The sequence below is a fragment of the Micromonospora sediminimaris genome, from assembly GCF_016863575.1.
Lineage (GTDB): Bacteria > Actinomycetota > Actinomycetes > Mycobacteriales > Micromonosporaceae > Micromonospora > Micromonospora sediminimaris.
Genome location: NZ_BOPD01000036.1, coordinates 1 through 13,674, shown reverse-complemented (window position 1 = coordinate 13,674; position 13,674 = coordinate 1). Strand labels below are relative to the sequence as shown.

At 73.0% G+C, this 13,674-nt stretch carries 13 protein-coding genes; 8 read left to right on the top strand and 5 right to left on the bottom strand.

The genetic code is table 11. From position 1 onward, the window contains the following. Positions 1–10 precede the first annotated feature (10 nt). A complete protein-coding gene (locus Vse01_RS24510) occupies positions 11–571 on the top strand; it encodes a GNAT family N-acetyltransferase (protein ID WP_232511171.1) in 561 nt (186 codons plus the stop codon). Positions 572–637: 66 nt separating this feature from the next. Here Vse01_RS24510 and Vse01_RS24505 read toward each other — a convergent pair whose 3' ends face one another. Beyond that, a complete protein-coding gene (locus Vse01_RS24505) occupies positions 638–2,398 on the bottom strand; it encodes a glycosyltransferase family 39 protein (protein ID WP_093403114.1) in 1,761 nt (586 codons plus the stop codon). Positions 2,399–2,665: 267 nt separating this feature from the next. On the opposite strand from Vse01_RS24505, the gene pseB reads away from it, so the two are divergent. The 6 genes from pseB to Vse01_RS24475 are packed head-to-tail and all read left to right on the top strand — an operon-like array spanning position 2,666 to position 9,275. Further along, positions 2,666–3,649, top strand: coding sequence for a UDP-N-acetylglucosamine 4,6-dehydratase (inverting) (pseB, locus tag Vse01_RS24500; protein WP_093403112.1), 984 nt, complete (start codon positions 2,666–2,668; stop codon positions 3,647–3,649). Then, positions 3,646–4,803: a DegT/DnrJ/EryC1/StrS family aminotransferase gene (locus tag Vse01_RS24495; protein ID WP_093403111.1), complete on the top strand. Its 1,158-nt coding sequence runs from the start codon at positions 3,646–3,648 to the stop codon at positions 4,801–4,803. Before pseB ends, Vse01_RS24495 begins: the two co-directional genes overlap by 4 nt. Before the next feature lie 11 nt (positions 4,804–4,814). After that, entirely contained in the window at positions 4,815–5,651 is an 837-nt protein-coding gene (locus Vse01_RS24490) for a hypothetical protein (RefSeq protein ID WP_093403109.1), read from the top strand. Next, positions 5,648–7,492, top strand: a complete 1,845-nt coding sequence (locus Vse01_RS24485) for a hypothetical protein (protein ID WP_093403108.1) — start codon at positions 5,648–5,650, stop codon at positions 7,490–7,492. The genes Vse01_RS24490 and Vse01_RS24485 overlap by 4 nt, the downstream gene beginning before the upstream one ends. Further along, a complete protein-coding gene (locus Vse01_RS24480; protein WP_093403106.1) occupies positions 7,489–8,223 on the top strand; it encodes a cytidylyltransferase domain-containing protein in 735 nt (244 codons plus the stop codon). Before Vse01_RS24485 ends, Vse01_RS24480 begins: the two co-directional genes overlap by 4 nt. Then, entirely contained in the window at positions 8,220–9,275 is a 1,056-nt protein-coding gene (locus Vse01_RS24475; protein WP_093403105.1) for a PseG/SpsG family protein, read from the top strand. The genes Vse01_RS24480 and Vse01_RS24475 overlap by 4 nt, the downstream gene beginning before the upstream one ends. On the opposite strand, the gene Vse01_RS24470 is transcribed toward Vse01_RS24475, so the two are convergent. The 3 genes from Vse01_RS24470 to trpB are packed head-to-tail and all read right to left on the bottom strand — an operon-like array spanning position 9,240 to position 12,026. After that, entirely contained in the window at positions 9,240–10,007 is a 768-nt protein-coding gene (locus Vse01_RS24470; protein ID WP_093403103.1) for a GntR family transcriptional regulator, read from the bottom strand. The genes Vse01_RS24475 and Vse01_RS24470 overlap by 36 nt on opposite strands. A gap of 16 nt (positions 10,008–10,023) precedes the next feature. Continuing rightward, positions 10,024–10,830, bottom strand: coding sequence for a tryptophan synthase subunit alpha (gene trpA / locus Vse01_RS24465; RefSeq protein WP_093403102.1), 807 nt, complete (start codon positions 10,828–10,830; stop codon positions 10,024–10,026). Then, positions 10,827–12,026, bottom strand: coding sequence for a tryptophan synthase subunit beta (gene trpB / locus Vse01_RS24460; RefSeq protein ID WP_093403100.1), 1,200 nt, complete (start codon positions 12,024–12,026; stop codon positions 10,827–10,829). The genes trpA and trpB overlap by 4 nt, the downstream gene beginning before the upstream one ends. A gap of 122 nt (positions 12,027–12,148) precedes the next feature. Here trpB and Vse01_RS24455 point away from each other — a divergent pair, with 122 nt between their 5' ends. Next, positions 12,149–12,784, top strand: a complete 636-nt coding sequence (locus Vse01_RS24455) for an alpha-ketoglutarate-dependent dioxygenase AlkB (RefSeq protein ID WP_093403099.1) — start codon at positions 12,149–12,151, stop codon at positions 12,782–12,784. Positions 12,785–12,878: 94 nt separating this feature from the next. On the opposite strand, the gene Vse01_RS24450 is transcribed toward Vse01_RS24455, so the two are convergent. Then, positions 12,879–13,674 (bottom strand): CE1 family esterase (locus tag Vse01_RS24450; RefSeq protein WP_373870714.1); only part of this gene is annotated, 796 nt, incomplete at its 5' end.

Sequence of the window (13,674 nt, the reverse complement as noted above, 5' to 3'; positions counted from 1 at the left end):
CAGGTGAATCGTGATTAGGGTGCCCGGTGACCAGGTAAACGGAACGGAAAGCGAGCGGTACGTGTTGCGTGACGCCACCGAGGACGACGTTAACCTGATGTTGTCCTGGCGTAATCAGGAAGTCAACCGGCAGGTCAGCAAGACCAGTCACGTCATCACCGCCGAGGAGCACCGACGGTGGTGGTCGGCGGTCCGTCAGGACCCCTCCCGTCGGGTGCTGACCTACCTGCGCGACGGCGTGCCGAGCGGCGCGGTCACCTACTTCGACCTGCGGTTGTCCGGCCCGCGTACCGGCGGGTGGGGTTTCTACCTGGACGCCGAGGGGTTGGCCGAGCGGGGTGAGACGCTGCCCGCCTGGCTGGAGGTGATGCGGGAGGCGGTCGACCACGCCTTCGACGTGCTGTCGCTGGATCGGCTCGACGGTGAGGTGCTTGCCCACAACACTGTGGTACGCCAGATGAACCGTCGGCTCCGTTTTGTCGAGGGGCCCGGCCGCCAGGAAACCCATGACGGCCGGGAAATCACCGTGATACCCATTTCTCTGGAGCGCGCCAACCGCCGCGTTCGCTGATTTTTTGCTTTCCGTCCACGCATTGTTCACGTGGCCGACGAGTTACGTGGGCCACCACTGCGGGAATCACCGACGCCGCCACCCGGCCCATTTCCGGTGCGGGTCGCCGCCCAGCCGGACAAAGCCGTACCGGGTGCCGTCCCAGTCGTCGGGTTCGCCGGGCGTCCAGCGGGCGAAGACCACCTCCGCGTCGGCCGGCGGCCGGTCGCGGAACCACGGCACCTCGGTCCAGGTGACCTGGTGGCTGAGGTTGAACCGGATCTGGTAGGGCACGCCGGTGGACGCGGCGACCCGCTCCGGCGGCCGGACCCCCAGGTCGGTCACGCTGGGCACGGGGGTGCCGGCCGCCGCCAGTGGGCGGATCAGTCGCTGCGTGATCACCTGCATGGTCGCCACGTTGACCACGAGCAGCGTCGCGAGCACCACCGCCATCAGGCGGGTACGCGCGGTCCGGTGGCGGGTCGCCAGCACGAGCACGAGCAGCAGGCAACCGGCGACCCCGATCGCGGAGCCGACAAGCGGGCGCAGCTGTCGCCACCCGCCGGTCAGGGCCATCAGGTCCGGCGCGCTGAACCCACCCCAGCGCAGCGGCGCACCCTGGGCCGCGGCGTGAGCCAGTCGGAGGTGGATCAGCGCGCCGCCCGCCGCCAGCAGCAGCACGGCGGCCCCGGCCCGGCGCAGCAGCGGACGGTACGCGACACCGAACAGCAGCCCGATGCCGACAAGCATCCAGAACGGGGCGAACATCTGCACGTACCGGGCGTAGATGGCGTCCGGCACCCGGTCCGGAATGCCGGCCAGCACCGCCTCCGCGCCGACGGCTACGCCGACGGTGGTCAACAGGGCCACCCCGAACGTCCATCGGGTGGCGGCACCGCCCCGGCGACACAGCCGGGTCACCGCCTCGGCACCGGCCAGCCCGGCCAGCCCGAAGGTGACGACCGTCAGGTACCACACCTGCGTACCGACGGACGCCAGCACCTGCGACAGTCCTCGGACCGAGGTGACCGCGCGCCCGACGTTGCCACCGGCCGGGTTGCCGAGCAGCTGCACCGTCTCGCCGAGCAGCCGTACCCCCGCCTCATTGGCCAGCACGGCGGCCACCACCGGCAGCACCGCCGCCAGCAGCGCGGCCGGGTCCAGTCGACGGCGGACGACCAGCGCCAGAGCCAGCAGCGCGAACCCGGCGACGATCACCACCCCGCGCGAGTGCACCAGATGCGCCGCCCCCACCAGGGTGCCGCACACCGCCGCGGCGACCGGTCCGGGCCGCTCGACCAGCCGGTGCACGGCGAGCAGCCAGGCCAGCAGCAGCGGACCGAGCACCGCGTCGGTCATCGCCACCGTGGCGTGGAAGACCACCGCCGGCAACGTGGCCGCGCCGGCCGCCGCCGCCAGAGCCGGACCGGGTCGCAGGCCCAGCAGCCGACTGCCGAGCAGGTACGCCAGCGGCAGGACCGTCGCGTTCAGCGCCGCGTTGATCACCCGTACCAGCAGGTAGGTGTCGACGAAGTCCCGGTCGAGGAGAAAGGCCGGCGCGATCAGCAGCGGGTAGCCGATCCGGCGCAGGGTCTCGTTCTCGCTGCTGAACCCGCCGGAACCGCCGGCCAGGGCGCGTGCGGTGTTGAGGTAGCTGTCCTCGTCGGTGTGCGCGAACGGCATGCTGGCGTGGCGGGCCAACCAGATCCGCCAGGCGGTGCCGAGCAGCCAGCCGCCGACCAGCAGCAGGGGCACCAGCCAGCGTCGGCGGTTGGGCCACGCCGACCCACGCCGGTCCACCGGCCCGCCCGTGTCCCCGGCCCGGGTCGCCTCGGCCTCGACGGTCATCGTTTCCTCCCACGACGCGGCCGGGCAGGCAGCCGCCAGCCGGACGCGCCACGGTTCCCGGTCGAGTGGGGACGCTAACGGGCCGGTCGACGCCTGTCGGCGGGCACGCCGCGACGGCGGCAGGTGTTCGCCAACTGGGTGCTCGCCATTCATCGCCGCACGGCGCGCGGTTAACCGCAGGGCTCGGGCCCGTTAACCCACCGCGTCTAGCGTTCCCACCCGGCCGGCCGAGGTCGACCGCGAATCCGACACACACGGGAGCACCAGTTGAGCGAGCTGAACGGATCGTCCATCCTCGTCACCGGGGGAACGGGTTCCTTCGGCAGGACCTTCCTGCGGCACCTACTCGCCGAGACCGATCCGGCCCGGGTGGTGGTCTTCTCCCGTGATGAACTCAAGCAGTACGAGCTGCGCCAGCAGCTCGGCGACGACCCCCGGCTGCGCTGGTTCATCGGCGACATCCGGGACCGGCACCGGCTGACCCGGGCCATGCACGGCGTCGACCACGTCGTGCACGCCGCCGCCCTCAAGCAGGTCGACACCGCGGAGTACAACCCGTCGGAGTTCATCGCCACGAACATCACCGGTTCGCAGCACGTCGTCGACGCCGCGATCGAGGCGGGCGTGAAGAAGGTGGTGGCCCTCTCCACCGACAAGGCGTCCAGCCCGATCAACCTGTACGGCGCGACCAAGCTGGTCGGCGACAAGCTGTTCATCTCCGCCAACCACTACGCGGCACAGCACCCGACCCGCTTCGCGGTGGTGCGCTACGGCAACGTGGTCGGCAGCCGGGGCTCGGTGGTTCCGCTGTTCCGCCGGCTCGCCGCCGAAGGCAAGAGCCTGCCGATCACGGACAAGCGGATGACCCGCTTCTGGATCACCCTGGACCAGGCCGTGCAGTTCGTCATCGACTCGTTCGACCAGATGCAGGGCGGCGAGCTGTTCGTCCCCCGCATCCCCAGCATGCGCATCCTCGACCTGGTCGAGGCGGTCGCCCCGGAGGCCACCACCCACGAGATCGGCATCCGGCCGGGCGAGAAGCTGCACGAGGAGATGATCGCTCCGGACGACAGCCGGCGGACGCTCATCGCCAAGGACCGGTTCATCGTGCAGCCGACCATCGCCACCTGGGGTTACCAGCCGCCCGTCGGCTGTGAGCCGGTGGCGGACGGGTTCGCGTACCAGTCGGACTCCAACGACGAGTGGCTCACCGTGCCCCAGCTGCGTGAAATGCTCGGCATCGCGGCATGACGCCTTTTCTTCCGTACGGGCGGCAGTCGGTGACCGACGACGACGTGGCCGCGGTGGTCGCCGCCCTGCGCAGCGACTGGCTCACCACCGGCCCGGAGGTCGCCGCCTTCGAAGCGGACATCTCCGCGTGGGCCGGTGGTGCCGGGGTGGCCACGGTCTCCAACGGCACCGCCGCGCTGCACGTGGCGTACGCGGCGGCCGGCGTCGGCCCCGGCGACGAGGTGATCGTGCCGCCGATGACGTTCGTGGCCACCGCCAGCAGCGCGGTCGCGCTCGGCGCGCGGGTCGTCTTCGCCGATGTGGAGGAGGAGACGTTCACCCTCGATCCGGCAGCGGTGGCCGCGGCGACCACCGAACGGACGAAGGTCGTCGCGGCGGTGGACTACGCCGGTCACCCGGCCGACTACGACGCGCTGCGCACCGCGCTCGACGGCAGCGACGCGCTGCTGCTCGCCGACGCGGCCCACTCGATAGGCGCCGCCTACCGGGGCCGGCCGGTCGGATCACTCGCCGACCTGACCACGTTCTCGTTCTTCCCCACCAAGAACCTGACCACCGCCGAGGGCGGCGCGGTCGCCACCACCGATCCGCGGTTGCTGAAGCGGGCCCGCCGGTTCCGCAACATCGGGCTGGTCCGGGAGGCCGACGAGCTGCGCTGGCCGGACGAGGGCGGCTGGCACCAGGAGGTGCACGAGTTCGGCCTGAACTACCGGTTGCCGGACGTGTTGTGCGCGCTCGGCCGCAGCCAGTTGCGCCGGCTCGGTGCCTTCCTCGCCCGCCGCGCCGAACTGGTGGCCCGCTACGACGCGGCCCTCGCCGAGCTGCCCGGCGTGCTCGTCCCCGGCCGGCGGGAGTGGGCGGCACCGGCCTGGCACCTGTACCCGATCCGGGTGCTCGACGGCCGCCGCCGCGAAATCTACGAGCGGATGCGTGCCGCCGGCATCGGCGTCCAGGTCAACTACATCCCCGCGCACTGGCACCCGGCCTTCGCCGACCTCGGCTACCGGCGCGGCAGTTGCCCCGTGTCGGAGGCCTTCTACGCCCAGCAGTTGTCGCTGCCGCTCTACCCTGGACTGCGCGACGCCGACCAGGACCGCGTCATCGACGCGTTGGCCGCGGCCCTGCGCGGTGCCTCGCTCCGGCCCGCCGCCTGAGGGAACGCCCGATGCACCACGCGAACCACTTCTACGGTCACGCCCACGTGCTGGCCCGCTACGCGGGGCTGGGTGACGGCCACCCGCCCCGGATCAACGGGTACGTCCAGCACGGCTGGAACATCGGCGACGGCCTGGCCCCCGGCCACCCGTACGCCGAGCGCACGCCGAGTCTGCTCTGGTCGGAGCAGACCCGGCGGCGGGCCTGGTCGGTCGGGCGGCGCAACGTCACGGTGATCGGGGCACCCTTCGTCTACCTGCTGGCCATGCGACCGGAGGAGGAATCGCCGGCGCCCCGGGAGGGCACCATCTGGTACCCGTTCCACGGCTGGGAGGGCCAGCACGTCAAGGGTGACCACAAGGAACTGATCGCCCGCATCCGCGACACCGAACCCGGCCCGGTCACGGTCTGCCTCTACTGGCACGAGCACCGGATGCGTCGGGTCCGCCGGCTCTACGAGAACGCCGGCTTCCGGGTCATCTGCCACGGCTACCGAGGGCACTGGTGGAAGGACACCGACCCGCGGTTCCTGGACCGCCAGCTCGCCGAGCTGCGCCGGCACCGCCGGGTCGCGTCCAACCGGTTGACCAGCGCCATCTTCTACGGCATCGCGGCCGGTTGCGAACCGGCGGTGTACGGCGATCCGATGGTGCTCGCAGACGAGGACCCGACCTTCGGCGGCACCGCCCGCATCCGCCGGCAGTGGCCGCAGTTGCACGGCGAACAGGTGCACCTGCCGACCGCCGTCGCGATCGCCCACGCCGAGCTGGGCACCGACCACCGCCACCCGCCCGCCGCGCTGCGGGAGCTGCTGGGGTGGGCGTACCCGCAGGAGGAGACGACGTGACAACCGAGACGGCGTCAGCGGTGGCGCTGCCCGGCGGCGAGATGCTCGCCTGGTCCGACCGGACGGACGAGACCGGCGACGGCGCCCTCGCGGCGCTGGCCGCCCGCCTGGTGCCGGCCGGGGCCCGGGTGCTGCTGGCCGGGCCGCACGGTCCGGCGCTGCTCGACGTGCTGGCCCACGCCCGGATCACCTGCCTGCTGCGCGGCTACCCGGACGCGTCGGTGCTCGCCGACCGGGTGGACCGGGTGCTGGTGGCCGGCCCGCACGGCCTGCCCGCCGGCGAGGAGTACGACGTGGTGATCGCCGGTGCCGGGCTGGACGCGGTCGAGTCGGTCGAGGGTGAGCGGCTCGGCTGGGACGGGCTGCTGGCCCGCCTGGTGGCGGCGGTCCGCCCCGGTGGTGACCTGCTGCTGCGGCTGGACAACCCGCTCGGCGTGCACCGGCTGGTCGCCGCGCAGAGCTGGTACGCCGGCCGGAGCGATGCCGAGTGGAGCGTCGGTGGGGTGCTCGACGCCGCCCGTCCGGCCAATCTGGCGCAGGTACGCGAACGGTTGGCCGCCGCCGGGATGCGCACCGGCACCTGTTACGCCGGGTACCCGCGTCCCGACCTGACCACCGCGCTGCTGGCCGTCGACGAGTTGGCTCGGCGCACCACAAGTGGGCTGTTCGACGCGGTGCTGCACGCCGCCTGCACCGACGGGTACACCGGCCGGTTCGTCCTCGCCGATCCGGCTCGGCTGGCCGCCGACGCCCTGCACGCCGGGCGCGCCGCCGACCTGGCCCCGTCCTGGCTGGTCCTGGCCCGCCGACCGACCGACCCCGACCACCAGTCGACCGACCACGACGAGGAGCCGGTCGGCACCGCCCCCGACCCGGTCGACACCGGCGACGCGGTTCACCGGCTGCCCCGCTCCGACCGGTCGGCGCACCCGTCAGCCGAGGTCGGCGGATCCGACCGGCTGCCGGTGGCGTTGCTCGCCGACGCGACGGCGGGCGGCACCGTCGTGGAGGTGCGGGACGGGCCGCAGGGCTGGCACTGGCACCGCACCGGCATCGCCGTGGCCAACGCCTCGGCCGACGCCGGCCTGGATGCGGTCCACGGCGACCCGGATGGCCCCGACGGGCCGGTGCCCGACGGGCGTCTGCTGCGCAGCCTGCTGCTCGACGGTTGCCTGCGCCGCGACACGGCGCTGCTGCGCCGGCTGCTGCGTGGGTACGCCGGCTGGCTCGACGGCCAGGCCGAGCAGGGACAGCTCGCCGGGGCGGCGGCCCTGGCCGGGGTGGACAACGTGGTCGTCGATGGTGACCGCTGGGCGGTGCTCGACCGGGGCTGGCGGGCCGAGGCACCGTCACCGGTCGACGTGGTGCTGGCCCGGACGTTGTGGCGCTTCGCCGCCGACCTGCTCACCGGCGGGTACGCCCACCCGTGGACGTCCACGCTGGACGTTGCGGGGCTGACCGTGGTGCTCGGTGGGGTCGCCGGACGCGACTTCGACCGGGCCGTCGTCGAGGCCGCGATGCAACCGACCGCGGCCACGGCCGAACCGACCGACCCGCCACCGGGCCCGCGCAGCTACCAGCAACTCCGCGAGGCGTGGCTACGCCAGCGGGAGGAGAACACCCGGCTGACGGCGCTGCTCAAGTGGACCGAGGACCTGCTCACCTCGCGGGAACGTGCGCTGCGTCGGGCCGAGGCGAAGATCAATCTGTTGAGCGGTTCGCTGAGCTACAAGGTCGGGCGCCTGGCCATCACTCCGGCCCGGATGGCCCGGCGCGGCGCCCGCGCCGCCAAACGCCGGGCCCGCGCCGCCATCTCCGCGAAGCAGGGAGGACAGCAGTGACGGACCGAATCGTCGGCATCGTGCAGGCGCGGATGGGCTCGTCCCGGCTGCCCGGCAAGGTGCTGCGCCCGCTGGCCGGGCGCAGCGTGCTCGGCCGGGTGGTCCGGGCCGCCCAGGACAGCGGCGTGCTGGCCGACCTCGTGGTGGCGACCAGCAGCGACAGCAGTGACGACGCGGTCGTCGCCGAGTGTGACCGGCTCGGCGTCGCCTGGCACCGGGGCCCCGTCGATGACGTGCTGACCCGCTTCGTCGGTGCCCTGGACGCCCATCCCGCCGACGCGGTCATGCGGTTCACGGCCGACTGTCCGCTGCTGGACCCGGAGATCGTCAGCCTGGTCGCCTCGGTGTACCGCGCCGTGCCAGGGCTGGACTACGCCAGCACGTCGATCGCCCGCACCCTCCCCCGAGGTCTGGACGTCGAGATCGTCCGGGCGGACGCGCTGCGTACCGTCGACCGGCTCGCCACCGATCATCACCGGGTGCACGTGACCTCGTACGCGTACGCGCATCCGGAGCTGTTCCGGGTGCTCGGCGTGACCCTCACCCCGGACCGTTCGCAGCTGCGCCTCACCCTCGACACGGCCCGCGACTGGGATCTGGTCCGCGCGGTGGTCGAGCACTTCGGTGACGTCAGCGTGCCGCTGGCCAAGCTCGCCGACTGGCTCGACGGGCAACCGGCGCTGCGCGCGCTCAACGCCGACGTCCGGCAGAAGCGGTTGGAGGAGCGCTGAGCACGTTACGTGTCGGACTGCGCTGCGACGCGGGGCCGCTGCGCGGTGTCGGGCACCTGGTCCGTTGTCTCGCTCTCGGTGAGGAGTTCCAGGCCCGCGGTGCCACCGTCGAGGTCTTCGGCACCGTCGACGGCGTCGGTTGGGCGGCGGACCAGCTCACCGCCCGGGGTATCGCGTTGCGCCCTGGCCCGGACACCCCGGACGACCTGGTCGCCACGGCCCGCCGACACGACCTGGACGTGCTGGTTCTCGACTCGTACGAGCTGGATCCCGCCGGTGCGGGCGCGCTGCGGGCCGCCGGGGTGCTGACCCTGGCCATCGTCGACGGGGACACCCGGGGGCAGGACGCCGACCTCTACCTCGACCAGAACTTCGCCACCGACCTGGCGGTGCCGGCGGGCAGGTTGCTCGCCGGCAGCGGGTACGCCCTGCTGCGCGAGGGTGTCCTGGCCGCCCGGCCGGCGGCCCCGCGCCCGGCGGTGACGGTGGATCCTCCCTCGGTGCTGGCCTTCTTCGGCGGCACCGACGCGGCCGGCGCAGCGCCGGTGCTGACCGAGGTGCTGTTGTCTACCGGCCGGCCGATGGAACTCACAGTCGTCGTCGGCCGGCCCGAACTGGCGGCGCGGCTGGCCCGGCTGACGCCGGGGCCCGGGCAGTCGCTGCTGCCGGTGCCACCCACCGGTACGCTGCCCGCGCTGATCGCCGCGGCGGATCTGGTGGTCAGCGCGGCCGGCACCTCCACCTGGGAACTGTGCTGTCTCGGGGCCCCGTCGGCGCTGGTCTGCGTGGTGGACAACCAGCGCGAGTCGTACCACCGGGTGGTCGCGGCGGGCCTGGCCGCCGGGCTCGGTGAACTGCCCGCGCTGGCCGGCGACGCTCCGGCGACCCGGGCCGCCACGCGCACCCTGGCAGGGCTGCTCGACGACGGGGCCCGCCGGGCGGAGTTGTCCGCCCGCGCCTGGGCCGCCGTGGACGGGCGCGGACGGGAACGGGTGGTGGACGCGGTACTGGAGGCGCTACGACACGTCGCGGCTGGCGCCCCAGTGCAGTGACAGGCCCCGCGCGGCACGGTCGGTGTTGATCTCCATCATGCTGCCGAGGATCGTCGCCCGGTCGGCGACGATGGCGATGCCGTCCGACGTGTAGGTGGTCCGGTCGCTGATCAGCACGGCAGCGCCGGGAGCGTCGTCCAGGTGTGCCGCCGGTGCCCCGGCGAGGATGCCGGGCCGGATCGTCTCGGTGGCCCGGGCAACCGGGACACCCCGGGTGGCGAGCGCCTCGTACAGAGAGGTGGCGGCGAAGTCCACCTCGCGCAGACCGTCCGCGTGCGAGGCGCGTACCCAGGAGACCTGGTGCACGGCGCGACGGCCGGCGAACGCGCGGACCCGCTCCAGCCGCAGCCCCGAATCGGTCGCGCTGGCCCGCAGCGTGCCGGCGACCCGCGCGGGCAGCCGACGCACCGCGCGGCCGACGACGGCGGTACGCACCTCGTGACCCTGCTCCCGCAGGTCGTCGGCGAAGCTGCGCAGCGAGCCGAGCCGGTACGCCAGGTGTGGCGGCGTGACGAAGGTGCCCCGGCCGGGTTGCTGCTCGATCAGCCCTTCGTCGCTGAGCTGCCGTAACGCCTGCCGGAGCGTCATCAGCGTGACGCCGTAGGCGGCGCTGAGGTCACGCTGGGAGGGCAGCGCCCCGCCGGGCGGATAGTCGCCGGATCGGATCTTGGCGGCGAGGTCCGCGGCGATGGTGCGGTACCGCGCCGCAGGCGCGTCCTGCCCGGTAGCCATGCCGCCGCCCCGCCTCCTATCCTCCGGCGTCCGCCGCCGTCCGTGCCGGCACGCCGTCCAGCGCCGCGCGCAGCGACCGGACGAATCCGGCGGTCGACGCCGGGTCCGCGCCGTCGAGCAGGCGTCGCATCAGCGCCGCGCCGACGATCACGCCGTCGGCGTCCCGCGCCGCGGCAGCTGCCTGCGCCGGTGTCGAGATGCCGAATCCCAAGAATACGGGCCGGTCCGTGACGCCCCGCAGGCGCCGCGCCAGCCCGGCGGCCGAGGCGGCGAGCTGGTTGCGCTCGCCGGTGGTTCCCATCAGGGAGACGGCGTAGACGAAGCCGCGACTGCGTTCGGCGATGTCCCGCAGCCGCCGTGCCGGGGTGGCGGGCGAGGCCAGCAACGCGAGGTCGACGTTCGCGGCCCGCGCGGCCGCACCCGTCGATCCGGCCTCCTCCAGCGGCAGGTCGGGCACGATCAGGCCCTGGACGCCCGCATCGGCGAGGGCCCGGCAGAACCGGTCCGCGCCACGACGCAGGGCGAGGTTGGCGTACGTGCTGACGACGACCGGCACGTCGATCCGACTCCGCGACAGGTCGGCGAGGATACCGGCGGTGGTGGCACCCCGGCAGAGCGCGACGTCGGAGGCCTCCTGAATGGTGACGCCGTCGAGAGTGGGGTCGGAGAAGGGGATGCCGACCTCGATCGCGTCGGCCCCGGCGTCGGCCAGGGCGCGCAGGTGGTCGGTCCAGTCCGGAGTCACTCCTCCGGTGAGGTAGGGCATGAGCAGCTTGCGCCCGCGGTCCCGGCGCAGCCGCAGCCGGGTCTCCAGACTGGTCATTCCGCCTCCCCGTCACCCAGGTACGTCATCAGCGTCGCGATGTCCTTGTCGCCGCGCCCGGAGAGCGTGACGAGCACGCTGCTGCCGGTGGGGAGTTCGGTGGTGCCGGCGGCGCGGATGACCCAGGCGAGCGCGTGCGCCGACTCGATCGCCGGGACGATGCCCTCGGCGCGGGCCAGCCGGACCGCCGCCGCCAGCGCCTCCTCGTCGGTGGCGGTGACGTATTCGGCCCGACCGAGATCGCGCAGGTGGGCGTGCTCCGGCCCGACTCCGGGGTAGTCCAGGCCCGCCGCCGCGGAGCGCGCCTCGCGGATCTGACCCTGCTCGTCCTGGAGGAAGAGCGACTGGAATCCGTGCAGCACGCCGATCTCACCCCGCGCCGCGCCGGCACCGCCCGCCGCCTCGACCCCCACCAGACGTGCCGAGGTGTCGACGAAGCCGGCGAAGGCGCCGGCGGCGTTGGAACCACCACCGACGCAGGCGACGACATGCTCCGGCGTGCCGGCCGGCAACTGCTCGGCGCACTGGTGTCGTGCCTCCTGGCCGATGACCGCCTGTAGCTGGCGAACCATCCACGGGTACGGGTGCGGACCGATCACCGAGCCGACGCAGTAGTAGGCCTCCTCGGTAACGCTCACCCAGTGGCGCATCGCCTCGCTGGTGGCGTCCTTGAGGGTCCGGCTGCCCGACCGCACCGGTACGACCTGCGCGCCGAGCAGCCGCATCCGGAACACGTTGTGTGCCTGCCGCTCGACGTCCCGCTCGCCCATGAAGACCGTCACCGGCAGGCCCAGCAGGGCACCGGCGGTGGCGGTGGCGACGCCGTGCATTCCCGCACCGGTCTCGGCGAGCAGCCGCCGCTTGCCCATCCGGCGCGCCAGCAATGCCTGCCCCAACACGTTATTGATCTTGTGGGAGCCGGTGTGCGCCAGATCCTCCCGCTTGAGCAGCACCGTCACGCCGAGTTCGGTCGACAGCCGCAGGGCCGGGGTCAGCGGCGTCGGTCGGCCCGCGTACCTCGACAGCAGCCACGCCAGATCGGCCCGGAAGCCCGCATCCGCCCACGCCTCGGCGAAGGCCACCTCGACCTCTTCGCAGGCGGGTATCAGCGGCTCGGGTACGAACCGGCCACCGTGGCGCCCGAATCGGCCGGCCACCGGCGCGGCGGTCGGGTCGCGCAGTGCCAGAGCCTCCATGACCACTCCCCACTGTTCTATAACTCTCTCATGGAGTTATAGAACAGTTGCCGGCCACACGCAACCCCCGGCTCACCGACTCGGTAGCACTGGTGTGCTAAGTACCTGCTAGGCTGCGGGGCATGTCGCAGACCGCGTACCAGCCGTCGATGCTGGAGGTCACCGACACGGCACCGACCCTCGGCCCGCTGACCGGGCGACCGCGCCGGCACCCGCTGAGCCGGGACGCCTGGGTCGACCACCTGCCCGGCTGGGTGCACGGCTCCGACCAGGTGCTCGACGTGCTGCTGCGCGAGGTGCCGTGGCGGGCCGAACGACGCACCATGTACGACACCGAGGTCGACGTGCCCCGGCTGCTCTGCTGGTACGGCGCTGGCCGACCGCTACCGCACCCGGTGCTGACCGCCGCCCGCACGGCGCTGACCCGCCACTACGCCGACGAGCTCGGCGAGCCCTTCGTCACCGCCGGCATGTGCCTCTACCGCGACGGCCGGGACAGCGTCGCCTGGCACGGCGACACCCAGGGCCGCTCCGCCCACACCGACACCATGGTCGCCATCGTCTCCTTCGGCTCGCCGCGTCAGCTTCTGCTGCGCCCCCGCGGCGGCGGCACCAGCCTGCGCTTTCCGCTCGGCCACGGCGACCTGGTGGTGATGGGCGGCTCCTGCCAGCGCACCTGGGAACACGCGATACCGAAGACCGCCCGCCCGGTCGGCCCCCGCGTCAGCGTCCAGTTCCGCCCGGCCGGCGTCGCCTGACCCACGCCGAGCAGGCACCATCCGTGGCCGGTCCGCCAGCCGGTGGACGGCGCGTCGGAGTCCCCGGGCTCGACCGGGGACTCCGACCCTCGGCTTAGAACTGCGCGAAGAACCGCCACACCTCGCCCTTGGTCCAGGTCCTGGCGCCGCTGTCGCCGCCGCCGTCGACCGGGCCAGGGGTGTGACCACCGTCGAACGCGCCCCACTGCACCGGATAGCCGGCGCGGCACCCCGAGTAGACGGTGGTGATGTGCGTCCGGCTGCCCGCCGCCGGCTCCGGCGGGTTCTGCGCGGTGCAGCCGTTGTTACGGACGAACCTGTCCCGCAACGACCGTCCACTGGTGATGTTGTCGGAGATGCCGTGGATGCCGAAGTACGCGATCGGCTGGGTACCGCCGCTGCACCCGCTCAGCTCCCGGGGAGCACCGTAGACCGCGACGGCCCGGAAGACGTTCGCGCGGGCACAGGCGAGGGCGTAGCTCATCGCCCCGCCGTAGCTGAAGCCGAGGGCGAAGCGCTGCGTCGTGTTGACGCAGAGGTCACTTTCGATCCGACGGATCATGTCGTCGACGAAGGTGACGTCCTCCCCACCGGAGTTGGCCCAGCCGTTACCGATGCCCTGGGGCGCGACCAGGATCGCGCTGTTGTTGGACTGTTCCTGCTGCCCGTAGTAGGCCCAGGCGGCCCCGTCAGCTCCACCGTAGGCGACATCGCCGGCGGTGCCACCCCACCAGTGGAACGCGAACATCAACCGGTAGCGGGTGTTGCTGTTGTAGTTGGCCGGCAGGCGCAGGATGAAGCTACGACTCTGGCCGCCGCTCTGGATGGTGTGCGTACCGTTGCCCAGCGTCGGCGTCCGGCCGCACCCCGCGCCCGGCTCACCGGTCGGT

Bases quoted from the DNA above. Each gene is read 5' to 3' on its own strand.
- Vse01_RS24505 (WP_093403114.1), bottom strand. From the start codon at position 2,398: ATGACCGTCGAGGCCGAGGCGACCCGGGCCGGGGACACGGGCGGGCCG.
- Vse01_RS24495 (WP_093403111.1), top strand. From the start codon at position 3,646: ATGACGCCTTTTCTTCCGTACGGGCGGCAGTCGGTGACCGACGACGAC.
- Vse01_RS24490 (WP_093403109.1), top strand. From the start codon at position 4,815: ATGCACCACGCGAACCACTTCTACGGTCACGCCCACGTGCTGGCCCGC.
- Vse01_RS24470 (WP_093403103.1), bottom strand. From the start codon at position 10,007: ATGGCTACCGGGCAGGACGCGCCTGCGGCGCGGTACCGCACCATCGCC.
- trpA (WP_093403102.1), bottom strand. From the start codon at position 10,830: ATGACCAGTCTGGAGACCCGGCTGCGGCTGCGCCGGGACCGCGGGCGC.
- trpB (WP_093403100.1), bottom strand. From the start codon at position 12,026: ATGGAGGCTCTGGCACTGCGCGACCCGACCGCCGCGCCGGTGGCCGGC.
- Vse01_RS24455 (WP_093403099.1), top strand. From the start codon at position 12,149: ATGTCGCAGACCGCGTACCAGCCGTCGATGCTGGAGGTCACCGACACG.